The organism is Streptomyces sp. NPDC005435, from assembly GCF_040703155.1.
Lineage (GTDB): Bacteria > Actinomycetota > Actinomycetes > Streptomycetales > Streptomycetaceae > Streptomyces.
The window spans coordinates 1-23,285 of record NZ_JBEXEQ010000022.1 but is presented as its reverse complement, the minus strand read 5'-3'; the positions used below and the strand labels follow the sequence as shown (position 1 = coordinate 23,285).

Below are 23,285 nucleotides of genomic sequence, written 5' to 3'. Positions count from 1 at the left end.
TGTGCGTTCCTACCGTGTGGCGACACGCAATCCGTCCCCGTCACACGCCAGGAAGTGGTGCCGATGTCGTCACCCATAAGCGCCCCGCCCGCTCCATCGAAGCTCCCCCGCATCGTCGCCGCCAGTCTCATCGGGACCACCATCGAGTGGTACGACTTCTTCCTGTACGGCTCGGCCGCCGCGCTGGTGTTCAACAAGCTGTTCTTCCCGGACTCCGATCCGCTCGTCGGAACACTGCTGTCGTTCCTGACGTACGCGGTCGGGTTCGCGGCGCGGCCGCTCGGGGCCCTGGTGTTCGGGCACTACGGTGACCGGCTCGGGCGCAAGAAGCTGCTGGTGCTGAGTCTGCTGCTGATGGGCGGTGCGACCTTCGCCATCGGTCTGCTGCCCACACACGCGACCATCGGAAGCGCCGCGCCGGTGCTGCTGACGCTGCTGCGTCTGGTGCAGGGCTTCGCCCTCGGTGGCGAGTGGGGCGGTGCCGTCCTGCTGGTGTCCGAGCACGGGGACGCGCGCAGGCGTGGCTTCTGGGCCTCGTGGCCGCAGACCGGCGCGCCGGCCGGGCAGCTGCTGGCCACCGGTGTGCTGTCGCTGCTCACGGGCGTCCTCTCGGACGACGCCTTCGGCGACTGGGGCTGGCGCATCCCGTTCCTGCTCTCCGGTGTGCTGGTGATGGTCGGTCTCTGGATCCGTCTCTCCGTCGACGAATCGCCCGTGTTCAAGGAGGCGCTGGCCCAGGCCGAGTCCAGGAAGGACGACCTGGAGGAGAAGCTTCCACTCGTCTCCGTGCTGCGCCATCACTGGCGGGACGTGCTCGTCGCGATGGGCGCCCGTATGGCGGAGAACATCAGCTACTACGTCATCACCGCCTTCATCCTCGTCTACGCCACCACGTCCGCGGGCGTCTCGAAGCAGACCGCGCTCAACGCCGTACTCATCGCCTCCGCCGTGCACTTCGCCGTCATCCCGGCCTGGGGCGCCCTGTCCGACCGGGTCGGACGCCGGCCCGTGTACCTCCTCGGCGCGGCGGGCATCGGGCTGTGGATGTTCCCGTTCTTCCGGCTCGTCGACAGGGGGTCGTTCGGCTCTCTGATCCTGGCCGTCACCGTCGGACTGGTGCTGCACGGAGCCATGTACGCGCCCCAGGCCGCCTTCTTCGCCGAGATGTTCGCGACCCGGATGCGCTACTCCGGTGCCTCCATCGGTGCCCAGTTCGCCTCCGTTGCGGCCGGTGCGCCGGCCCCGCTGATCGCCACCGCGCTGCTCGAGGAGTACGACAGCTCCACGCCGATCGCGCTGTACGTGATCGCGGCCGCCGTCCTGACGCTGATCGCCGTGGGTGTGGCCCGCGAGACCCGGCACCGTGACCTCGCCCAGGTGACGGAGCGGGGCGGGGATCAGAGCGCCGCGAGTGCGGCCGCCGAGGCGCGGACGGCGTGAGCCGTACATGACCTCGGCCGGCCTCCACCGACCGGCCCCGCGCGGGGCCGGTCAGTGCCGTCCCGGTCCCGCCAGCCCGTGCAGCCGCAGGGCGAGTTGGATCTCCAGGGCGCGGGACGGTGTCTGCCAGTCGGCGCCCAGGAGCCGGCCCACCCGCTCCAGCCGCTGGGCGACGGTGTTCACATGTACATGGAGGGTGTCCTTGGTCCGGGCCGGGCTCATGCCACAGGCGAAGTAGGCGTCCAGGGTGCGCAGCAGATCCGTGCCGCGCCGTTCGTCGTAGTCCACGAGCGGGCCGATGGTGCGCTCGACGAAGCCGCCGATGTCCCGGTCGGCGGCGAGCAGCAGGCCGAGGAAGCCGAAGTCCTCGGCCGCCGCGCCGTCTCCGCCGCGTCCGAGGAAGTGCAGCGCGTCGAGGCAGCGGCGGCCCTCGGCGTAGGCGGCGGCCACCTCGTCGGGCCGTTCGGCGAGGCCGGTGACGGGCGCGGAGGCGCCGACGGTGACCGGCTGCCGGACGGCGGTGCCGAGATCGCGGGCCGTGCGGCGGGCCAGCTCGGTGGCACCGTCGCCGTCGGCCAGCGGGAGCAGCAGGACGGTCCCGCCGTCGCGGGCGGCGGCCAGGCCGTGCCGGGTGGCGGCGAGGTGGGCGGCGGCGGACCACAGGCGCCGGCGGGCGGCGGCCTCCTCGTCGGCGTCGGCCGTGGGCGCGTCGAGCCGGGCCGCGAGGACGACATGGGTGGCGTCCAGGTCGGCGTGGAGCCGTGCGGCGCGTTCGCGCAGCAGGCGTGGGTCGCGGTCGCGGGCGTCCAGCAGGTCGTCCAACAGCTCGCCGCGCACCCGGCGTTCGGCCTCGGCGGCGGTACGGCGGGCGAGCAGGAGCAGTGAGGTGACCATGGCGGCGCGTTCCAGGGTGAGCTGGTCGACCGGGTCGAGGTCCGGGTGCCCGCGCAGGACCAGGGCGCCGAGCAACTCGCCGCCCGCGACGAGGGCGGCGACCCAGTCGCTGCCGTGCCGTACCCCGTGGCCCTCCGCGCGCGATGCCTCCAGGGCCTCGGCGGGTGCCGCGCCGGTCTCGGTGAACTCGACGGTGGCGCCGAGGACTTCGGAGACGGCGGCGGCCACGTCGGCGACTCCCCCGCCGCGCAGGACGAGTTCGGCGAGACGGTCGTGCACCTCGGAGGCGCGCTCGATGACGGAACTGCGGTCGCGGATGATCTCGTTGGCGCGTTCGAGCCCGGCCAGGGCCGTACGGGTCTCGGTGAGCAGGTTGGTGGTGTCGATGGCGGCCGCGGCGAGGGCGGCGAACGAGCCCAGCAGGGCGCTCTGTTCGCGTTCGAAGACCCGGGCACGCCGGTCGGCGGCGTACAGGACGCCGATGACGTGCGGGCCGAGCATGAGCGGTACGCCGAGGATGGCGACCAGTCCCTCGTCGCGCACCGCGGCGTCGATGGTGAGGGTGTGCCGGAAGCGGGCGTCCTGGAAGTAGTCCTCGGTGACGTACGGCCGGGCGGTCTGGGCGACGAGTCCGCCGAGCCCTTCGCCCATGCCGAGGCGGAGCTGCTGGAAGCGGGCGGAGACGCAGCCCTCGGTGACCTGGAGGTAGGTGTCGCCGCGCTCGGGGTCGTTGAGGCTGAGGTAGGCGGTGTCGGTGCCGAGCAGGGAGCGGGCGCGCTGCACGATGGCCCGCAGGACGGCGTCCACGTCCCGGAGTCCGGCCAGATCGTGGGCGGTCTCGAAGAGCGCGGAGAGTTCGGCCTCGCGGCGTCGGCGCCCTTCCAGCTCCGCGCGGACGCGCAGCGCGAGGAGCTTGGCGTGCTCCAGCGCGGCGATCCGCTCGGCGGGCAGTCCCTCGGCGCGGGCGAGAAGCACCGGGCGTTCGTACATCTCCGGGGAGGCGCCCCGGGCGAGGAGTTCAAGATACGGAATCTCCGTACCTGGTGGTGGCGGTGCCGCGACGGTCCCGGTGCCGGGGCCCGCGGCCAGGTGGGCTTGATCGCGAGACATGGTCACAGCATCGCCCATCGGCCGCCGGGCGCGTCAGCCCTGTGGATAACTCCGCCGCCGGCCGCCGCGAGGCCGTTCGGCCGTGGACCGTTAGGCCGGGGGCCGTTCAGTGGGCCGTCCATCCGCCGTCCATCACCAGGGAGGAGCCGGTGATGAAGGAGGACTGCGGGGCGCACAGATAGGCCACGGCCTCGGCGACCTCCTCCGGTTCGATGAGCCGCTGGAGGGCGCTGTCCTTGAGGAGGATCTCGGAGAGCACGCGTTCCTCGGGGATGCCGTGGGCCCGGGCCTGGTCGGCGATCTGCTTTTCGACCAGTGGGGTGCGCACATAGGCGGGGTTCACACAGTTCGACGTCACACCGTGGGGGGCGCCTTCCAGGGCGGCCGTCTTGGACAGTCCTTCGAGACCGTGTTTGGCGGCCACATAGGCGGACTTGAAGGCCGAGGCGCGCAGCCCATGGACGGAGGACACATTGACGATGCGGCCCCAGCCCTGCGCGTACATGTGGGGCAGCGCACCCCGGATGAGCCGGAAGGGCGCCTCCAGCATGACGGTCAGCACGGTGTGGAAGACGTCGGGCGGGAAGTCCTCCAGCGGGCGCACCAGTTGGAGCCCGGCGTTGTTGACCAGGACGTCGGTGCCCGCGGCGGCCCGTTCGGCGGCGTCGAGGTCGGTGAGGTCGAGGACGTACGGGACGACCGCGCCCCCGCCCGCGAGGTCTCCGGCCCGCTCGGCCAGTTCGGCCAGGCCCCTCGCGTCCCGGTCCACGGCCCGGACCTCGGCGCCGGCGGCCGCGAGCCGCAGTGCGCAGGCCCGGCCGATCCCGCCGGCCGCCCCGGTGACGAGGGCGACGCGGCCGCCGAGGTCCAGGGGGACGGAGGAGGGGCGGGGGCCGGGCTGCGGACTGGGCGAGGTCATGTGCCGAACCCTAAGTGGAAGCCATGGCTCACCACATGTGGTGATGACCCATACTTCAGCCGCTGGTCATAGGGTCGAACCATGTGGGTGCATCGGACATGGCCTGCTTGATCCGGAACAGCGCGAAGTCGTTCAGGTCGGGCAGCGCGTCCACCGCGTACCAGCCGACCTCCAGCGACTCGTCGTCGTTGACCCGCGCCTCGCCTCCGGTCGCCCGGCAGCGGAAGGTGATGTCCATGTACTGGCAGACGTCACCGTTGCCGTAGGTGACCGGCTCCAGCGCCTGGACGAGGACGACCCGCTCGACGGCGCAGTGCACCGCCGTCTCCTCGTGGACCTCCCGTACGGCGCAGGCCGCGGGCTGCTCGCCCGGCTCCGGGATGCCGCCGATCACCGACCACTGGCCGGTGTCGGAGCGGCGGCCGAGCAGCACCCGGCCCGCGTCGTCGAAGACGATCGCGGTGACTCCGGGGAGCCAGAGCAGCTGATGGCCCGCCGAGGCCCGGAGCGTGCGGATGAATTCAGGTGTAGCCATGGGCCGACCCTATGGCTCCGTACGTCCCCCGCGTACCGATCGCGGGGGCGTACGGCGGTCGTACGGCTACGCGCGCCCGGCGCGCCGACCGCGCATCCCGGCGCCGACCGCCCAGCCGAGGCCGCCCGCGGCGACCAGGACCAGCGCGAGCTCGGGCAGGACGCCGAGGCGGGTCGCGGGCGTCTCGGAGGAGCGCAGCGGGATCTTCTGGTCGAGGTAGGCGGGCACGAACATGCCGGTCTTCCCGGTGATCTTCCCGTCGGGCATGATGACGGCGCTGACGCCGCTGGTGACCGGCACCGTCACGGCCCTGCTGTGCTCGACGGCGCGGACGCGGGACATGGCGAGCTGCTGGTAGGTCATCTCGCTGCGGTCGAAGGTGGCGTTGTTGCTCGGCACGGAGATCATCTGCGCGCCATGGGTGACGGTGTCGCGCACGGCCCAGTCGAACGCGGCCTCGTAGCAGGTGGCGAGCCCGACCTTGGTGCCGTCCATGCGGAACACGCCGGGCTTGTCGCCCCGGCTGAAGTCCTGGCGGACCATGCCTGTCCACTCGCTGTTGATCGCTCCGACGAGCGAGCGCAGCGGCAGGTACTCGCCGAAGGGCTGGATCTGGCGCTTGTCGTAGGTCTGGGTGGGGCCCTTGCCCGGGGTCCACAGGATCTGCTCGTTGTAGAGCTTGCCGTTCCGCTCGGCGACCGAGCCGACCGAGATCGGCACGCCGACCGCCTTGGCGGCCTCGTCGACGACGATGGCGGCGTCGCGGTAGGTGAGGGGGTCGATGTCGGAGGAGTTCTCCGGCCACAGCACGAAGTCGGGGCGGGGCGCCTTGCCCGCCTTGACGGCGGCGGCGAGCTTGAGGGTCTCGCGCGCGTGGTAGTCGAGCACGGCCCGGCGCTGGGCGTTGAACTCCAGGCCCGAGCGGGGCACGTTGCCCTGGATCAGCGCGACCGTGGCGGTGCCGTCCTCCGCCTTGTCGCTCACCAGGGTGCGGGCGGCGACGGCGCCCACGACGGGCACGGCGACGCTGAGCAGCGCGGCCACGGCGGCCGAGCGGCGCACCTCCAGAGCGCGGCGGCGTGCGGTGACGAGCCGTACGGCCTCGTACAGGCCGAAGCCGCACAGGACGACCGCGAAGCCGAGCACGGGGGTGCCGCCCACCGCGGCGAGCGGCAGGAAGACGCCGTCCGCCTGGCCGAAGGCGATCTTGCCCCAGGGGAAGCCGCCGAACGGCATGCGCGCGCGCACCGCCTCGCCGGCGGTCCACATGGCGGCGGCCCACACAGGCCACGGGGGCAGCCGGGACACGGTGGCGATGCCCGCGCCGACCAGGGCGACGAAGACCGCCTCGATGGCGACCAGCGCAAGCCAGGGGCCGGGACCGACCTCCACGCCGGTCCACACCAGCAGCGGCAGGAGGAAGCCGAGCCCGAAGAGGTAGCCGAGACCGAGGGCCGCCTTCCAGGTCCGGCCGCGCAGCACCCACGCGAGACCGGCGAAGGCGGGCAGGGCCAGCCACCACAGGGGGCGCGGCGGGAAGCTGAGGTACAGCAGCACACCGCACAGGGCGGAGACTGCGGCCGGGATCAGGCGCAGCAGACGGCGGCGGCCCGGCGCGACGGGCGGCCGGAGCTGTTCCGGCTGGTCCACGGAGGTAGCGGTGACGGTCACGCGGGGAGTCTACGGCGCGGTGCCCGACCGCCGACAGCGCGGGCCGGGGCGCCGACCTGCGATGTCTCATGGCGCGGGGCGGAATGTCGGCGGGCCCCATGTGCTGCGCCACCATGTGGTCCGCGTACGTGTGGCGACACCACATGGTCCGCATATGTGCGCCGACCCCATGTGGTCCGCGTCCCGGACCGCAAGGCCAACGGCCCACCGCCACCCGGAATCGCGACCTTCCCGCGCAACTCATCCACAAAGCGGCCATCAGCCGTTACGGTGTGGCCCAGTCTCGGCGGTGCGGCCGGTCCCGGTGCGCGCGGCGAGACCGCGGCCACAGGTCGGGGGACCGGGTGCGAGGGGCGACGGGTGGGGTCGACGGGGATGACGCGCGCGACGGAGACGGACGCGGGGCGTTCAGGGCGGAACCTTTCGGACGGGGCGGGCATGATCCTGCTCGGGCTGTGCGCGGCGTGGGCGCTGATCACGGCGGCGGGGCACGACGGGCGTCCCGAGGGCGTGCTGCTCGCGGTGCTCGCGGCGGCGGCCGGGTGCGCCACGGGCCGGATATCGGGGGCGCTGCTCCCGGTGGCGGCGCCGTGCGCGGGGGCGGCCGCCGGGCTGGTACTGGCGGTGACGATGCCCGCGCTGCTGCCCGGACCGCCGTATGCCGTCCCGCTCGGGCACACCGGTGCCACCGCCGCCCTGCTGGCGCTGGCCACCGGCGCGGCCTGCTGTGCCGCGTGGGCGACGCCGGTACCGGCGCTCAGGTCGGCGCTGCGGCTGCTGGCCGCGCTGATCGTACTGACCGGGGCCGTCATGGGGTCGCCGCTCGGCTGCGCCGCGAGTGGCGCGGTACTGCTCTGCTCGCTCGCCGCGGGCTCGATGCGGCACCGGGGTGTCGGGGTGGCGGGGCTGGCCCTGGCGGCGGCCGGCGCGGCGGGCGGGGTGTGGGCGGTGGCGGCGGGCGCGCTGCCCGGGGGTCCCGCGGAGGCGGTCGCCGAGCGGCTCGGCCCGTACCGCGTCCACATGTGGCAGGACGCGCTGGGGCTGGCGGGCCGGGCACCGCTCGCCGGAGTCGGCCCCGGCCTCTACGGCCGGCCGGACGGCACGGATCCCGGCGTGCCGCCCGAGGTCAAGCCGCACTCGGCTCCGTTGCAGTTACTGGCCGAGCAGGGGGTCGTCGGGGTGCTGCTGCTCGCGGCCGTCTACTGCTGGGTGCTGCACGCCCTGTGGCGGGCCCCGCGGGCGACCCCGGTCGTGCTGACGGCGGGCGCGGCCCTGACGGTCCTGGCGGTGCTCGCCTCACTGGGCAACGCGCTCAGTTTCACCACGGTGACGGCGGGCGCGGGGCTGCTCGCCGGATGGGCCACGGCGCGGCCCTGGGTGGATGAGGAGCCCGCGGTCCGGGAGGAAGCGGTGGCTGGGGAACGGACGACGATCTGAGCGGGGGTGCCGCCAGACGTGTGGGGCCGCTACGTGTGGGAGCCGAACGGGTGAGAGCGCCACATGTGGTGACCAGACATGTGACGACCGAACATGTGGGCAGCGGAGACGTGGCGGTGCTACACGTGGTGACCGCACACGTGGAAGCGTCACATGTGCGGGCCGGACACGTGCGAGTCCCACACGTGGGAACCCCACACACGCGCCCTCAGCGCGCCGACCCCGCAGACCCCGCCGCCCCCGCCCGCAGCCGGGACCGGATCACCCGCACCGCCGACTCCGCGTTGTCCACGGTGACGGTGAATGTGTGGCCGTCCCACAGGCTGAGCTCGATGCCCTCGCCCCGGCGCACCACGACGGCCGTGCCGCGCTCCGGGCGCCAGCGGTAGCCCCAGCCGCCCCAGTGGCGCGGGGTGACGTGCGGGATGAAGTCGGCGCCGACGACGTCGGACAGCGGGATGCGACGGCGGGGCACACCCACATGGCCACAGCGCACTTCCAGGCAGTCCCGGTCGAGGATGAGGTCCACATGGACGAAGGCGAGCGTGCCGTAGAGAACGAGCAGGCCGGCCGCGATGCAGCCGACGACGGACATGACGAGCGGGGCGATGCCGGACGTCCAGGCGGACTGGACGGCCAGCGCGATGCCGAGCGCCAGGCAGGCAGCGCCGGCGAGCGCCAGCAGCCATTGCACCCGGTTGGTGGCGCGACCGGTCCAGACGTCGGGGTGCGAGTCCTCGGCGTCGTCGTACTCCCTCATGCCTATGAGGTTACTCAGGTTTCGCTGCGCCGGTACCCGGTCGCGCTCGGTGACTGCTCCGGGCGGCCCACCGGGACCGCTGCCCGCCACGCTCCGTCACCGCCGACGCGCCACATGGCGCCGAGCCACATAGCGCCGAGCCACACGGTGCCGGCCCACATAGCCCCGAACCACATGGCACCGAGCCACACCACACCCGCCCACATAGCCCCGAACCACACGGCCCCAAGCCACACCGCCCCCGGCCGCCCCCTCAGCCCCGGTCGGCCACCCGCTCCGCGGGCCGGAGGAGTCGTCCCTCCCCGTAGTGCAGGGCGGCGGCGGGCAGCTCGCCCTCGCGGCCGCTGAGGATCACGGTCAGCGTGCCCTCGGCCGGGGCGTCCGGCGCGGGCTGTTCGCCGATGCGGCGCAGGGCCTGGGCGGCGATGGCTCCGGCGGAGGCGTGCAGGACGAGCGGGGCGGCGCCGGGCCGCTGGACGGCGGTGCGGATACGTTCCGCCACCAGTTCGTAGTGGGTGCAGCCGAGGACGACGGTCGTCACGTCGTCGGGGGTGAGTGACGCGGCGGCGGCGACGGCGGTCTCGATGGCGCGCTCGTCGGCGTGTTCCACTGCCTCGGCCAGGCCCCAGCAGGGCACCTCGGTGACCTGGACGCCCTGCGCGAAGTCCGCGATGAGTCCGCGCTGGTAGGGGCTGCCGGTGGTGGCGGGGGTCGCCCAGATGGCGACGGAGCCGCCCCCGGCGGCGGCCGGCTTGATCGCGGGGACGGTGCCGATGACCGGGATGCCGGGTTCGAGGTGGGCGCGGATCGCGGGCAGGGCGTGCACGGTGGCCGTGTTGCAGCCGATGATCAGGGCGTCCGGCCGGTGCGCGGCGGCGGCCTCGGCGACGGCGAGGGCGCGGCTGGTCAGGTCCTCGGGCGTGCGGGGACCCCAGGGCATCCCGTCGGGGTCGAGGGAGAGGACGAGATCGGCGTCGGGTCGCAGGCGACGTACTGCGGCGGTCGCCGCGAGAAGGCCGATTCCGGAGTCCATGAGCGCGATCTTCACCCGGCCACCATAGTCGATGGCCCCCGCACCGGCCGTCCCGTGGGGCAGACTGCGGCCGTGAGCGCCCTCGTGTGGATTGCCGTCGCCTCCCTCGTCGTCTGGTGCTGGCTGCTGCTCGGCCAGGGTTTCTTCTGGCGCACCGACGTCCGGCTGCCGCCCCGCCGCGAGCCGGACGTGTGGCCGTCGGTGTGTGTGGTCGTACCGGCCCGGGACGAGGCGGAGGTGCTGCCCGCGAGTCTGCCCTCGCTGCTCGCGCAGGACTATCCGGGGCCGGCCGAGATCTTCCTGGTGGACGACGGCAGCACCGACGGCACCGGGGAGCTGGCGCGGGAGCTGTCCCGGCTCCGCGGCGGGCTGCCGCTGACGGTGGCCTCGCCGGGTGAGCCGCCCCCGGGCTGGACGGGCAAGCTGTGGGCGGTGCGGCACGGCATCGGGCTGGCCCGCGCGCGTGATCCGGAGTATCTGCTGCTGACGGACGCCGACATCGCGCACGCCCCGGACAGTCTGCGCGTGCTGGTGGCGGCGGCCGGGAGCGGTGGCTTCGACCTGGTGTCGCAGATGGCGCGGCTGCGGGTGGCGAGCCCGTGGGAGCGGCTGGTGGTCCCGGCGTTCGTGTATTTCTTCGCGCAGCTGTATCCGTTCCGGTGGATCGGCCGCCGGGGCGCGCGTACGGCGGCCGCGGCGGGCGGGTGTGTGCTGTTGCGCGCGGACGCGGCCGAGCGGGCGCGGATTCCGGACGCGATCCGGCAGGCCGTGATCGACGACGTGGCGCTCGCGCGGGCGGTGCGCGGCGTGGGTGGTCACATCTGGCTGGGTCTCGCGGACGGGGTCGACAGTGTGCGGCCGTATCCGGGGCTGGGTGATCTGTGGCGGATGGTCTCGCGCAGTGCCTACGCGCAGTTGCGGCACAACCCGCTGCTGCTGCTCGGCACGGTGGCCGGTCTGGCCCTGGTGTATCTGGTGCCGCCGGGCACGGTGGTGGCCGGGGCCGTGCTGGGCGATGTGGCCGCGGCGGTCGTGGGCGCGGTGGCGTGGGCGGTGATGGCGGCGACGTATGTGCCGATGCTGCGTTACTACGGGCAGCCGCTGTGGCTGGCTCCGCTGCTGCCGTTCACGGCGTTCCTCTATCTGCTGATGACGGTGGACTCGGCGGTGCGGCACTACCGGGGCCGGGGCGCCGCGTGGAAGGGGCGGACGTACGCGCGGCCGGACGCGGTGGCCGACGAGGGCTGACGAGGACCGGCGAAGGCTACTTCCGGCCGGGGGTCCAGTTCATGCCCCAGCCGTAGGCGCGGTCGACGGTCCGTTGTGGGCTTGTGCCGCGTTCCGGTACGAGGTAGCGGGCCTCGCGCCGGACGACGAGGTCGCCGCCCTGGTTGGTGAGCAGCGCGAGTGCGCACACGGTGGAGGGCACCGTGCATTCGTCGAGGGAGAAGTCGACCGGGGCGCCGTGCTGGGGCCGCAGGGTGACGGTCGCGTGGAGTCCGGCGAAGGAGGTGGCGCCCTCGTAGATCGTGACGAAGACCAGGATGCGCCGGAAGTCGGGGGCGTGGTCGAGGTTGACGGTGAGGTTCTCGCCGTCGGCCGAGGCGCCGGTGCGGTCGTCGCCGTCGAGGTGGATGTACGGCGGGCGGTGCAGGGTGCCGAAGGCGTTGCCGAGGGCCTGTACGACGCCTTTGCGACCGTCGGCGAGTTCGTACAGGGCGCACAGGTCGAGGTCGAGGTCGCGTGCGGCACCCTTGGTCCATCTGGTCTCGCGCATGCGCCAGTTGAGGTTGACGCGCAGGGCTCCGGAGGTGGCGCCCTGCTTGGCGAGCGAGACGGCGGGGGCGGCCTTCGTGAGGGTGACTCTGGCGGGCGACTCGGGTGCGGTGGCCGGGGGTTCGGGAGTGGTTCGCCCCAACTCGGGTGCAGGACGCTCCGGTTCAGGTGTCACAGGGTCGGGCCGCCTGGCCGGGCGGCGCGGGCTGATGCCGTACTCCCTGGCCAGTCCGTCGAGTCCGTCACCGTACCCCTGTCCGACGGCGCGGAACTTCCAGCCGCCCTGGCGGCGGTACAGCTCGCCGAGGACGAGGGCCGTCTCCACGCTCGCGCCGGTGTCGTCGTAGTGGGCGACGGCCTCGCCGTCCGGGTCGGTGATCCGGACGGCGAGGCCGGGGACCTGCCCGAAGGTGCCGCCGTCCGCGGTGGCGGCGAGGACGATCCGTTCGACGGCGTCCTCCACGCGCGCGAGGTCGACGGTGAAGACGTCGGTGACGTGGTCGCCGTCGTGGCGTGCCGTCTCGTGCCGGACGGCGCCGGAGGGATGGGCGGGGTGGTCGCCGGTGATGTGGTCGGCGTCGGAGCGGGTCCTGCCGGAGGTCAGCAGCAGGGCGGCGATGTCCGTGGCGGGTGTGCCGGGGCCGGCGTGCCGGCTCGTCTCGACGCGCAGCACCGTGGTGGGCACCGGCGTGTTCGAGCCCTTCGACATGGTCATGTCCGCCCCCATCAGATCTCGCCGTTTCCGAGTTCCCGCGACCGCGCCGGGGATCATCCCGCCCGTCCGCGCACGGGGTGTCGCGAACTCCCCTGCCCAGCGGGGGAGAACCGCACGCCGATCATCGGCAACCCGCCGGAAACTCGCCCTTTACACGATCCAAACGTCGAATGACGTCCATTTTTGCCAAGTTCGCTCGGATTAGCGATCCAAGTTCGCCACCGACACGGAAAACAACCTTCTTATCGGTCTCCCCAACCAGCACATCGTGGGCTTAACTTATGTGCCATGACCTCCCCCCGCTCCACCTATGGCGGCGGCTACTACTCCGCCTCCTTCCCGGACACCCCGATCTACGACTCGCTCGTGGCCGAGCGGGGAACCCCGCAAATCGCCCCGATCCGTGTCCCGGCCGCCTACGACACGCCGGGCAACCTGCCTGTCGGCAACATGCCCGGCGCGGGCATGCCCAGCAGCAACCTCCCGGCGCTGCCCTCCGCGCTGCCCGCCCTCCCGGCCGCCCCGTCGCAGCCGGCGCCCGCGTCCTACGGCTACCCGCAGGCGCAGCAGCCCGCGCCGCTGCAGCAGGCGCCCACCGCGTACATCCCGCAGCAGGCCGCCGCGCCGCGCGGCTACCCGGGAGCGCAGCCGCAGCAGCCGCGTCCCGCCGCCGCGCCCGGCACCGGGTACGAGGCGATGCGCCCGGCCGCGCCGCGCCCGCCGCAGCAGCCGTACCAGGACCCGTACAACAACCAGCAGCAGTACCGGGGTTACTGATCGCACCACCCCGTGGTCGGTGCCGTCCGGCAAGGTGGCGACATGGGGAGCCGGCCGGACACCGCTCCGGGCGCTGACGGACGACGGGGGGAAGGTCGTCGCAGCGCGTGCGCACACGTCGGACGGACGCCGTCGCCGAGTCTCCACTCGGCGGCGGCGTCCGTCTGCGTACGCGGCGGCGGACGTCCGGGGACCGGTCTGCAGTTCGGGCCGCCGGCGGGGAACCGGGGGCGGGGTCCGGTCGTTCGCCAGGATGAGAATCTCGTGAGAGTCGTCCGCCGGACGTGGTGCCGCTCTCCCCCGGCGAGCCGGGGTCTGTGCGGCCGGGCGGTGCTCACGTCGGGCGAGGGGGTGGGGCCGTGCGTGCGATCAGCGGTCTGTGGCGGTGGCGGGGCAGTGCGCTGCGCCGGCCGACCGACCGGGCCGAGGCATGGGTGTGCCTCGTGGCGCTGCTGCTGATGTGCGCGGCCGCGCCGGCGATCGGCCGGCTGACCGGTAAGGCCGCCCAGGAGTCCCTGCGCCGTTCGGTGGCCGAGCAGCGCCACACCCGGCAGCGCGTCCCCGCGACCGTGCTGCGCCGGATGGCGTACCACCCGCCCGAGACCGACCCGGACGCCGGTGCCTCGCGCGCCGTGCGCAGCCGGGTCCTGGCCGGCTGGACGGCACCGGACGGCACGCGCCGGCGCGGCGCGGTCCTCACCGGTCTCAAGTCCCCGCGCCGGGGCGACCGTTTGATGGTCTGGACGGACCGGCAGGGCAACTTGACGAGCCGTCCGCTGGACTCGGCGACGGCCGACGCGCACGCGGTACTGGCCGGAATCGGGGCGGCGCTGCTCGCCGCGGCGCTGGTCGAGACGGGCCGCCGGCTGGTGCTGTGGCGCATGGTCCGCCGCAGGTACGCGGGGTGGGACCGGGCATGGGAGCGCGCGGGCCCGGACTGGGGCAAGGCCGGGACGGGCAGCTGACCTGCTTCGCGGCTCTGGTCGTCCCGGCGTCCGCGCACACGCTACGGTGGACCGGCCGACTCCCTATTCGGCATCGACCCGCGCGCGAGCGAGCCGAAGGCCGCGCCGGAGTCCGGAGCGCACCCGCGCCGGCCCCCGGGGCCGCGGGCGGTCGCCCTTCCGGCACCGGCGGCGGAGCCCCAGAGGCGGACGAGCACAAGTACCACGAGGTGGGGGCACAGCAACGCCATGGCACAGGGCACGGTCCAGGTGACGCACACCGGTACGTCGCGGTGGCGGCGCCGCACGGGTGAGTACGCATCGCTCGCCGCCGCCCTGGAGGCCGCCGCGGAGGGCGACGTCCTCACCATCGCCCCCGGCACCTACCGGGAGAACCTGGTGGTCGGCCGCCCGGTGACCCTGCGCGGTCCCGAGGGCGCGCCCGGCTCGGTGCGGATCGCGCCGGTGGACGGGGTGCCGCTCACGGTGCGGGCCTCGGCCGTGGTGCAGGGCCTGCACGTGGAGGGCCAGGACGGCACGGCGCCCGCGCTCCTGGTGGAGGACGGCACGCCCGAGCTGACGGACCTGCGGATCGTGACGCGCTCGGCCGTCGGCATCGAGGTGCGCGGCGGGGCCCGCCCGACCGTGCGCCGCTGCACGGTCGACAACCCGGCCGGTGCCGGCATCGCCGTGCTCGACGGGGGCGGCGGGGTGTTCGACGAGTGCGAGGTCGTCGCGGCCGGGCAGGCCGGGGTGGCGGTCCGGGGCGGCGCGCGTCCGCGTCTGGAGCGCTGCCGGGTGCATCACGCGGCGGGCTCGGGGCTGAGTGTGACCGGGGAGAACTCCGCGCTGGAGGCGGTCGGTTGCGAGGTGTACGAGGTCCGGGGTTCGGGCGTGCACATCACGCGGCAGGCGACGGCGCAGCTCACCGACTGCGCCGTGCATCGCACTTCGGGCGACGGCGTCACGCTGGACACGGACGCCTCGCTCACGCTGGCGGACTGCCGGATCCACGACATCCCGGAGAACGCGGTCGACCTGCGTTCGCGCTCGGTGCTCACGCTGACCCGGACGGCCGTGCACCGCTTCGGGCGCAACGGTCTGTCGGTGTGGGACGCGGGCACCCGGGTGGACGCCAACCAGTGCGAGATCTCCGACAGCACCGGCGACTATCCGGCGGTGTGGGTGAGCGACGGCGCCACGGCGGTGCTGGACTCCTGCCGGGTGCACGACGTGCCGGACGCCCTGTTCGTCCTGGACCGGGGTTCGCGTGTGGACGTGGTGGACAGCGATCTCAGCCAGGTGCGCAACACGGCCGTGTCGGTGAGCGACGGGGCGACGGCGCAGCTGGACGACTGCCGTGTCCGGGACGCGGCGACCGGCGCCTGGTTCCGGGACCACGGCAGTGGCGGCACGCTCGCCAACTGTGTGCTGGAGGGCACCCAAACCGGTGTGATCGTCACCAAGGGCGCCGATCCGTCCCTCGAACGCTGTGTGGTGGAACGCCCTGCCGAGGCGGGTTTCTATGTGTCCGCCGGGGGCCGGGGCAGTTTCCTGAACTGCCGGGTGAGCGGCAGTGGCGGGTACGGCTTCCATGTGATCGACGGCTGTCGTACGACGCTGCGCGGCTGTCGTACGGAGCGGTGTGCGCGCGGGGGGTACGAGTTCGCCGACGCGGGCCCCGATTCCGGTTCGGGCACCGGTCCGGTGGTGGAGGACTGCACGAGCGACGAGTCCGGCGGCGGTCTGCGGCCCCCCGAGCCGCCGCGCGCGACCGCGGTGCAGACGGCGTCCCCGTCGGCCGGCGGGCTGCTCGGCGCGATCCCGGGCCAGCGCGCCGTCGATCCGGATGCGCCCGTCGTACCGGACGTACCGGAGCCCGAGGTCCGCGGGTCCGAGGCGGTGCTCGGTGAACTCGACGCGCTGGTGGGCCTGGAGAGCGTCAAGCGCGAGGTGCGGGCGCTGACGGACATGATCGAGGTGGGCCGGCGCCGCCAGAGGGCAGGTCTGAAGGCGGCCTCGGTCAAGCGGCATCTGGTGTTCACCGGCTCCCCCGGCACCGGCAAGACGACGGTGGCCCGGCTCTACGGCGAGATCCTCGCCTCGCTCGGGGTGCTGGAGAAGGGGCATCTGGTCGAGGTGTCCCGGGTCGATCTGGTCGGTGAGCACATCGGGTCCACGGCGATCCGTACCCAGGAGGCGTTCGGGCGGGCGCGCGGCGGTGTGCTGTTCATCGACGAGGCGTACGCGCTCTCCCCCGAGGACGCCGGGCGGGACTTCGGCAAGGAGGCCATCGACACGCTGGTCAAGCTGATGGAGGACCAGCGGGACGCGGTGGTGGTGATCGTCGCGGGTTACACGGCCGAGATGGAGCGGTTCCTTTCCGTCAACCCCGGTGTGGCGTCCCGGTTCTCACGGACGATCACCTTCGGGGACTACGGTCCGGAGGAGTTGCTGCGGATCGTGGGGCAGCAGGCGGACGAGCACGAGTACCGGCTGGCGGAGGGCACTCCGGAGGCGCTGCTGAAGTACTTCACGGAGCTGCCGAAGGGCCCGGCGTTCGGCAACGGCCGTACCGCCCGGCAGACGTTCGAGGCGATGGTGGAGCACCACGCGGGCCGGGTCGCCCAGCTTCCCGACCCCAGCACCGACGATCTGACGCTGCTGTACGCGGAGGACCTGCCCGAACTTCCCTGAACTGTCGGCCTGTTGCCCTGTCAACCCGCGGGCTCCTCGGCCTCCCGGTCCGAGGGGCGCTGCGCCGGCAGCCCGGGGTGGAGGCGGGCGAGCAGGCGGGCCCGCGCGCGGGCGAAGGCGGGGTCGTCCTGGTAGTCGGAGTGGCCGAGGATCGGTGCGGGCAGCGGGTGTTCGGGGCTGCGGCCGTAGGCCCGGGGGTCGTCGAGCGGTGCGTGGTCCACATGGGGTTCGCCGGGGACGCGGAGCGGGCCGCCGATGGGGTCGGTGCGGCGGTAGAGGTTGGTCCAGGGGCCGGTGTCGCAGTGCAGCGCGGCCAGGGCGTCGGGGCCGAAGTGGGCGGGGAACCAGCGGCCGTAGAGACGTTCCAGTGGTGAGCCGTAGGTCAGCAGGGCGACCCGTTCGCGGGTGGCGGGGGTGAGCTGCCAGGCCGCGGCGGCGACGAGGACGCTGCCCTGGGAATGGCCGGAGAGGACCAGCCGGCCGCCGGTGCGCTCGGTCCAGGTGGCCGTGCGCCAGGTGAGGTCGGGTACGGCGCGCTCGGCGTAGCAGGGGGGCGCGAAGGGGTGGGCGGCGCGCGGCCAGAAGGTGCCCACGTCCCACAGGATGCCTATGGTGCGCCGGGCGGAGGCGTCCTTGTAGGCGCGGCGGCCCCAGGTGACGAAGAGCAGCAGCCCGAGGCCGACCAGCCAGGAGCCGAGGGCCTGCGCGGTCTCGGCGGCGATCCGGACCGGTTCGCCGGCGTCGTGCGCGGCGCGGGCGGGCGGCACTTCGGTGGTGAGGGAGCCGGTCAGGGCCGCCGCGCCGAGCAGCAGGGTGGTGACGGAGACGACGGCGAGGAGCAGGGGCGCGCGGTCGGTGAGGGTGGCCATGGCGCGGGTGCGGGCGATGGCGCGGGTGCGGGAGGGGTCCTCGGGTTCGCCGGGGTGCTGGTGGCGGACGCGCGCGCGTTCGGCGTGGGCGAGGCGCCCGACACGCGCGGCGAGCAGGGCGGTCGTGGCGAGCAGGACGAGGAGCAGCGGGGGGATCGCGGACGCCTGCCAGGTCAGGGTGACGGGTGGTCCGGCGAGTGAGGCGCGGGTGCCGTCGAGCCAGTCGGCGACGCGCTGGGCGACCCCGCCGGAGGCCACTCCGCCGAGGGCGCAGGCGAGCAAGACGACGGCCGGCCCGCCGAGGCCGCGCATGGCGGCGCGGGGGTCGGGGTTGCGGCGGTACAGGTCGTACGCGACGACGGCGAGCGTCACGGCGAGGACGCCCTGGGTCAGCATGAGCGCGCCGAAGACGGGGTCGCCGGGCAGCCGCCCGGCGGAGTGCCAGCCGGGGCGGGACCAGCCCGCGTAGAGGGCGGCGAGGAGCAGCAGGGCGAGGGCGCCGAGCGGGAGGCCGCGTACGAGGAGGCGGTCGGTCTTGGGGTCGAGGCGGGTCTCGCTGCGTCCCCGGCGGCAGACGACCACGACGACGGTGAGCGCCCAGCCGAGCAGGGCCGCGCCGAGGATCAGGCCGAGGGTGTGGAGGGGGGCGGGGTGGTGGTCGTGGTGGAGGGCGGGGACGGTGAGGGCGGCGGCGACGGTGAGCAGTCCGGCGGCGGTGTGGGCGGCGCGGAGCCGGGCGCCCAGGCGGCGGCCGTACCAGAAGCCGGGGCTGGCCAGGGCTCCGGCGTGGGGGTCGGGCTCGGGGGTGCGGGCCATCGGGCGGTGGGACTCGTACGCGCTCCAGGTGCGGTGGGAGAGGTACCAGAGCAGGGCGGTCAGCGCGGTGGGCGCCAGGGCGGCGAGGGCGAGGCGGCGGCCGGGCGCGCTCCACCAGCCGTGTCCGGCTGGCGAGAGGAAATGCAGCCAGGAGTGGCGCCCGGAGCAGGCGGTGACGCCCGCGCACTGCCAGGCGACCAGGTCGAGGGCGACCTCGCAGGCGGCGGCGACGAGCAGCACGGTGAGGGAGAGCGCGGCCAGGCGGACGAGGAGGCCGTAGAGGCGGACGGTGCGGGTGCGGCCGGGGGCGGCGGGGCGCATCCAGTGGGCGAGGTTGACGACCATGAAGGGCAGGAGCAGCAGCCAGAGGGCGCGGCTGGCGTTGCCGGAGGTGAGGTTGCACCAGACGTACGCCTCCTGGACCGGCTCGCCCCGGGGTCTGTCGCCGCGGCCCGGTGCGCCGTGGGGTCTGCCGTCGGTGGTGGCGTCGTCTGGGTCCCCGGGGGGTCCGGCGTCCTCGGCGCGGCGGAAGACGGCGGCCGTGTCGTCGCCGGTGACTCGGACCGTGCGCGGGTCGCCGAGCATCTTCTCCGGGGTCGTGCCGCCGACCCCGTGGACCAGCAGTTCCAGGTCCGGGCGTGCCGTCGGGGGCGCTGTGGGGGGAGGCGCCGGTTCCGGCGCGGTGGTGTGCTTCTGCGCGCCTGCCACTGTTCGCTCGCATTCGTGTGACGCGGTGGGGATGACGCGCACGGCGAGCGTTTCCCGTGCGGGCTCCGTGCGGGGTTGCCGTGCGGGGTTTTCCGTGCCGTGCGGGAATCAGGTTCTCCGTTTCGAGCGCTGTGTACACCCGGCGTCACTTTTCGTTACCGAATCTTCCCTGTGTGTGCGATGCCGGCCGGGGTGGGCGCGGCGCACATGTGGTCGCACCCCAGGTGGGCGGGGTGACAGGCGGTGGCGCGGCCTATGGGGCGGCGTGACAAGATGAGACGCCCGCATAGCCGCTGCCGGACGGAACGTCCTGGTCGGACCAGGTGTGCCGGGCGTGTCGGACGAGTGTGGGGCGAAAGGACCGGAGCGTACGTGAGTGAGAATCAGAACCTCCTCGCGGAGCAGCGTCGCGCCCTGATCGTGGACGAGGTACGGCGCCGGGGCGGGGTCCGGGTGAACGAGCTGACCCGCAAGCTCGGCGTGTCGGACATGACGGTGCGCCGAGATCTGGACGCGCTGGCCCGTCAGGGTGTGCTGGAGAAGGTGCACGGCGGCGCGGTGCCGGTGGTCGAGGCGAGCACGCACGAGCCGGGGTTCGAGGCCAAGTCGGGCCTGGAGCCGACCGCCAAGGAGGAGATAGCGCGGGCCGCGGCGCGGCTGGTCGCGCCGGGTGCGGCGGTGGCGCTGTCCGGCGGTACGACCACGTACGCGCTGGCCCGGCAGTTGCTGGAGGTGCCGGATCTGACGGTGGTGACGAACTCGGTGCGGGTCGCGGACGTGTTCCACGCGGCGCAGCGGGTCTCGGGTCAGCGGCAGGGCGCGGCCACGGTGGTGCTGACCGGCGGGGTGCGCACGCCCTCGGACTCGCTGGTGGGTCCGGTGGCCGACCGGGCGATCTCCGCGCTCCACTTCGATCTGCTGTTCCTCGGTGTGCACGGCATATCGGCCGAGGCGGGGCTGTCCACGCCGAACCTGGCGGAGGCCGAGACGAACCGGCGCCTGGTGCATTCGGCGCGGCGCGTGGTGGTGGTCGCGGACCACACCAAGTGGGGCACGGTGGGCCTGAGTTCGTTCGCGGCGCTGGACGAGGTGGACACCCTCGTCACGGACCGGGGGCTGCCCGCCGAGGCCCGCGCGGAGGTCTCGGAGCGGCTGCGGCGGCTGGTGGTGGCGGGCGAGCCGGAGCTGGACGAGGACGAGCCGGACGACACCGAGGACGCCTGAGCGCGGCTTCAGGCAGACCTGAGCGGCTCCGGGCGGGCCCGAGGACGTCTCCCCCGTCGCCCGCCCTGAGCTCCCACGGAAGCGGTGCCCCCGCTCAGTCCGGCCAGACCCCCGTCGCCAGCAGCGTCTCGATCGCGGCGGTGTACGGCGCGATGTCCAGGCCCTGTTCCGCCAGCCAGCTGTCCGAGTAGTACTTGTCGAGGTAGCGGTCGCCGGGGTCGCAGAGCAGGGTGACGACGCTGCCGGTGCGCCCCGCCGCGACCATCTCGGAGACGATCTTCAGCGCGCTCCACAGTCCGGTGCCGGTGGAGCCGCCCGCCTTGCGGCCGATGGCCCGCTCCAGGGCGCGTACGGCGGCCACGCTCGCCGCGTCCGGCACCTTCATCATCCGGTCGATGGCGCCGGGCACGAAGCTGGGCTCCATGCGCGGCCGTCCGATGCCCTCGATCCGGGAGCCGCAGTCGCAGGTGACGTGGGCGTCGCCGGTGGTCCAGCCCTCGAAGAAGCAGGAGTTCTCCGGGTCGGCGACGCAGACGCGGGTGTCGTACTGCATGTAGTGGACGTAGCGGGCCAGCGTCGCGGAGGTGCCGCCGGTTCCGGCGGTGGCGACGATCCAGGCGGGCACCGGGAAGCGTTCCAGGGCGAGTTGGCGGAAGGTGGACTCGGCGATGTTGTTGTTGCCGCGCCAGTCGGTGGCGCGCTCGGCGTAGGTGAACTGGTCCATGAAGTGGCCGCCGGTCTCGGCCGCGAGGCGCGCGGACTCCTCGTACATGGTGCGCGGGTCGTCCACGAAGTGGCAGCGCCCGCCGTGGAATTCGATGAGCCGGCACTTCTCCGCGCTGGTGGTGCGCGGCATGACCGCGATGAACGGCACGCCGATCAGGCTCGCGAAGTACGCCTCGGAGACGGCGGTCGAGCCGCTGGACGCCTCGATGACCGGGCGGTCCGGGCGGATCCAGCCGTTGCACAGCCCGTAGAGGAAGAGAGAGCGGGCGAGGCGGTGCTTGAGGCTGCCCGTCGGGTGGGTCGACTCGTCCTTCAGGTACAGGTCGATGCCCCAGTGCTCGGGCAGCGGGAAGCGCAGCAGGTGGGTGTCGGCCGAGCGGTTGGCGTCGGCCTGGACCTTGCGGACGGCCTCTTTCAGCCAGTCCCGGTAGGCCGCGTCGCTGCGGTCGACGTCGAGGGTGGCCCCGGCCCGGGCCGATGGGGTGGTGCTCACGGCGAGGCTCCTTACGCGGTCGCGCCGACGGCGCCCCGCGCGGCCGGCACCCCGATCATAGGCACCTCCCGTCACGCTTCTCACCTGCATCAACGCATCTTTCAGCCACCCAAAGGAAGCCTGGGGCACACTCGTTCGGGGGGCGCGGGGGGGGCGCATTGGCGTGAGTACCCGGGGCGCTCGCGGCGCACTTCTCCCGCACCCTGGTGCTCCGGTGCTCACGGAGGCAGACTGCCAACGGCACGCGGACGACGCACGAGACGCACACGACGTACGACACGCGGACGAGACGCGCGGGAGGGGACGGCGAGGATGGCGGAGCCCGAGTTCACGGCGAGAGGCGTGCGCATCGGCAAGGGGCTGCGCTCGCTCACCCGGGCCGGAAAGGTCCGGATCAGCGACGGCAGGGTGGAGCTGCTCAACAGCTACGACAGCGAGATCGACAGCGCGCCGGTCCAGTCGGTCCGCGCTTCCAAGCCGTGGTTCGCACCGGGCGGCCGGGCGCGTGCGGAGCTGAACGGCCGGCGCTACGAACTGACCCTGGGCGAGCAGGACCCGGCGCCGGGCGAGCCGGGGCCGCCCGCGGCCCGGCGGTTCATCGACGCGGTGCGCCGGGCGGCCCGACACGGCGACTGACCTGCGTACCGCCGCGGCGAGTTGCGGGAGGGCGGGCGCTGCGTCACGCTGATCTCACGTCACTCTGGGTTTACCTGAGGTAACGCTGAGGTCCAGTCCGCCGGCCGCGCAGTCGGGCCGCCTCCTGGACGCGAGCGCCCTCCTGGATTTCCGTTGTTCTCCGTGTTCTTCCGGTTCCTTCGGGACCTCACATCGGGGAGTCGCAGCCGTGATCAGTCACCCCAACAGGCACTGCGCGGTGGAGCTCCAAGCCCTGCCGTCGCGGATCGGACAGGTTCGCAGAATCGTCTCTGCGCAGTTGCGCTACTGGCATCTGGACCCCCTCATCGACCGCGCCGCGCTAGGCGTGACCGAGCTGCTGAGCAACGTCCACCGACATGCGCGTCCCGACAAGTCGTGCACCGTCGAACTGGAGCTGCTGCCCGACCGCCTCACCGTGTCGGTACGGGACCGCGATCCGCGGCTGCCCGTGGTGGCCGACGCGGCCGAGACCCTGGATCGGGCGCCCCTCGCCACCTGCGGGCGGGGTCTGGCGATGGTCGCGGCCGTCAGCGAGAGCTGGGGTGCGCGCCCGGACGGCGAGAGCGGCAAGGTCGTGTGGTTCACGCTGGCCGCCACCGTCGTGGAGCACGCCCGGCCGGACCGCGACCCGCGCCGCGCGGCGGAACGGGTCACCGTGACCCGCGCCACCGAGCCGCGCCCGGCGCCGGCCGGCCCGGTCACGCCCGTCGCCCCGGCCACCCCGAACCCGGTCCCGGCTCCCCTCCCGGTCACGCCGGTGACCCCTGCGCCCGCGCCGGCGGGTCCCGCACGGGAGCCCGCCCTGGCGACCGCCTCGACCGGCCCCGCGCCCGAACCCGCCCTGGCGGCCGCGTCCGCCGGACCCGCGCCGGAACCCGCCCTCGCGCCCGCCGGCCCGGCGCCCGAGCCCGCTCTCGCGGCCGCGCCGGCCGTGGCCCGGGCCGCGGCGGCCACCGCTCCCGCCCGGTCGGCCGTTCCCGGCTGACCGGGCGGTGACCTCCCCGATACGGCGGCGGGGGGGGGGGGGGGGGTGGGGCGCCGCCCCCCCCCCCCCCCCCCCCCCCCCAAAACCCCCCCCCCCCCC

The 23,285-nt window shown here is 73.9% G+C and carries 17 protein-coding genes and 1 pseudogene; 9 read left to right on the top strand and 9 right to left on the bottom strand.

Annotated features, from left to right (window positions below; translation table 11 throughout):
- The first annotated feature begins 63 nt into the window (after nucleotides 1–63).
- On the top strand, nucleotides 64–1,440 hold the full coding sequence (locus AB0898_RS25510; protein WP_366805303.1) for an MFS transporter: 1,377 nt from the start codon (nucleotides 64–66) through the stop codon (nucleotides 1,438–1,440).
- 51 nt (nucleotides 1,441–1,491) lie between these two features.
- Here AB0898_RS25510 and AB0898_RS25505 read toward each other — a convergent pair whose 3' ends face one another.
- The 4 genes from AB0898_RS25505 to lnt form a co-directional block, all read right to left on the bottom strand.
- Nucleotides 1,492–3,444, bottom strand: coding sequence for a GAF domain-containing protein (locus AB0898_RS25505; RefSeq protein ID WP_366805302.1), 1,953 nt, complete (start codon nucleotides 3,442–3,444; stop codon nucleotides 1,492–1,494).
- Nucleotides 3,445–3,550: 106 nt separating this feature from the next.
- Nucleotides 3,551–4,363, bottom strand: coding sequence for a 3-hydroxybutyrate dehydrogenase (locus tag AB0898_RS25500; protein WP_366805301.1), 813 nt, complete (start codon nucleotides 4,361–4,363; stop codon nucleotides 3,551–3,553).
- 55 nt (nucleotides 4,364–4,418) lie between these two features.
- Nucleotides 4,419–4,898: an NUDIX domain-containing protein gene (locus tag AB0898_RS25495; RefSeq protein WP_366805300.1), complete on the bottom strand. Its 480-nt coding sequence runs from the start codon at nucleotides 4,896–4,898 to the stop codon at nucleotides 4,419–4,421.
- A 66-nt stretch (nucleotides 4,899–4,964) separates the two neighbouring features.
- Nucleotides 4,965–6,569: an apolipoprotein N-acyltransferase gene (lnt, locus tag AB0898_RS25490; RefSeq protein WP_366805299.1), complete on the bottom strand. Its 1,605-nt coding sequence runs from the start codon at nucleotides 6,567–6,569 to the stop codon at nucleotides 4,965–4,967.
- Nucleotides 6,570–6,944: 375 nt separating this feature from the next.
- Here lnt and AB0898_RS25485 point away from each other — a divergent pair, with 375 nt between their 5' ends.
- On the top strand, nucleotides 6,945–8,006 hold the full coding sequence (locus tag AB0898_RS25485) for an O-antigen ligase family protein (RefSeq protein ID WP_366805298.1): 1,062 nt from the start codon (nucleotides 6,945–6,947) through the stop codon (nucleotides 8,004–8,006).
- Between the two features lie 208 nt (nucleotides 8,007–8,214).
- On the opposite strand, the gene AB0898_RS25480 is transcribed toward AB0898_RS25485, so the two are convergent.
- Both AB0898_RS25480 and AB0898_RS25475 read right to left on the bottom strand, forming a co-directional pair.
- Complete coding sequence (locus AB0898_RS25480; RefSeq protein ID WP_366805297.1) at nucleotides 8,215–8,766, bottom strand: hypothetical protein; 552 nt, start codon at nucleotides 8,764–8,766, stop codon at nucleotides 8,215–8,217.
- Between the two features lie 253 nt (nucleotides 8,767–9,019).
- Nucleotides 9,020–9,814: a glutamate racemase gene (locus tag AB0898_RS25475; RefSeq protein ID WP_407078404.1), complete on the bottom strand. Its 795-nt coding sequence runs from the start codon at nucleotides 9,812–9,814 to the stop codon at nucleotides 9,020–9,022.
- A 57-nt stretch (nucleotides 9,815–9,871) separates the two neighbouring features.
- On the opposite strand from AB0898_RS25475, the gene AB0898_RS25470 reads away from it, so the two are divergent.
- Nucleotides 9,872–11,047: a glycosyltransferase gene (locus AB0898_RS25470; protein WP_366805296.1), complete on the top strand. Its 1,176-nt coding sequence runs from the start codon at nucleotides 9,872–9,874 to the stop codon at nucleotides 11,045–11,047.
- A 16-nt stretch (nucleotides 11,048–11,063) separates the two neighbouring features.
- On the opposite strand, the gene AB0898_RS25465 is transcribed toward AB0898_RS25470, so the two are convergent.
- The gene (locus tag AB0898_RS25465; protein WP_366805295.1) at nucleotides 11,064–12,290 is read right to left on the bottom strand and encodes a TerD family protein; all 1,227 of its coding nucleotides are present in this window, start codon (nucleotides 12,288–12,290) and stop codon (nucleotides 11,064–11,066) included.
- Nucleotides 12,291–12,578: 288 nt separating this feature from the next.
- Between AB0898_RS25465 and AB0898_RS25460 the strand changes: the two genes are divergently transcribed.
- The 3 genes from AB0898_RS25460 (at nucleotide 12,579) to AB0898_RS25450 (ending at nucleotide 16,708) form a co-directional block, all read left to right on the top strand.
- On the top strand, nucleotides 12,579–13,067 hold the full coding sequence (locus tag AB0898_RS25460) for a DUF6643 family protein (RefSeq protein ID WP_366805294.1): 489 nt from the start codon (nucleotides 12,579–12,581) through the stop codon (nucleotides 13,065–13,067).
- Between the two features lie 359 nt (nucleotides 13,068–13,426).
- Complete coding sequence (locus AB0898_RS25455; protein WP_366805293.1) at nucleotides 13,427–14,032, top strand: hypothetical protein; 606 nt, start codon at nucleotides 13,427–13,429, stop codon at nucleotides 14,030–14,032.
- A 228-nt stretch (nucleotides 14,033–14,260) separates the two neighbouring features.
- Complete coding sequence (locus AB0898_RS25450; RefSeq protein WP_366805292.1) at nucleotides 14,261–16,708, top strand: right-handed parallel beta-helix repeat-containing protein; 2,448 nt, start codon at nucleotides 14,261–14,263, stop codon at nucleotides 16,706–16,708.
- Between the two features lie 20 nt (nucleotides 16,709–16,728).
- Here the strand turns inward: AB0898_RS25450 and AB0898_RS25445 are convergent, their stop codons facing one another.
- Nucleotides 16,729–19,101, bottom strand: a complete 2,373-nt coding sequence (locus AB0898_RS25445; RefSeq protein WP_407078403.1) for a hypothetical protein — start codon at nucleotides 19,099–19,101, stop codon at nucleotides 16,729–16,731.
- Nucleotides 19,102–19,473: 372 nt separating this feature from the next.
- Between AB0898_RS25445 and AB0898_RS25440 the strand changes: the two genes are divergently transcribed.
- Nucleotides 19,474–20,325 carry a DeoR/GlpR family DNA-binding transcription regulator gene (locus tag AB0898_RS25440; protein ID WP_366805291.1) on the top strand — a complete coding sequence of 284 codons (852 nt, stop codon included), beginning with the start codon at nucleotides 19,474–19,476 and terminating at the stop codon, nucleotides 20,323–20,325.
- A 94-nt stretch (nucleotides 20,326–20,419) separates the two neighbouring features.
- Here the strand turns inward: AB0898_RS25440 and AB0898_RS25435 are convergent, their stop codons facing one another.
- A complete protein-coding gene (locus tag AB0898_RS25435) occupies nucleotides 20,420–21,544 on the bottom strand; it encodes a PLP-dependent cysteine synthase family protein (RefSeq protein WP_366805290.1) in 1,125 nt (374 codons plus the stop codon).
- Between the two features lie 312 nt (nucleotides 21,545–21,856).
- Here AB0898_RS25435 and AB0898_RS25430 point away from each other — a divergent pair, with 312 nt between their 5' ends.
- Nucleotides 21,857–22,180 (top strand): hypothetical protein, encoded by a 324-nt coding sequence (locus tag AB0898_RS25430; RefSeq protein ID WP_366805289.1) that lies wholly within the window; start codon nucleotides 21,857–21,859, stop codon nucleotides 22,178–22,180.
- Nucleotides 22,181–22,388: 208 nt separating this feature from the next.
- Nucleotides 22,389–22,994 (top strand): annotated as a pseudogene (locus tag AB0898_RS25425) (ATP-binding protein); the annotation flags it as partial.
- Nucleotides 22,995–23,285: the final 291 nt, after the last annotated feature.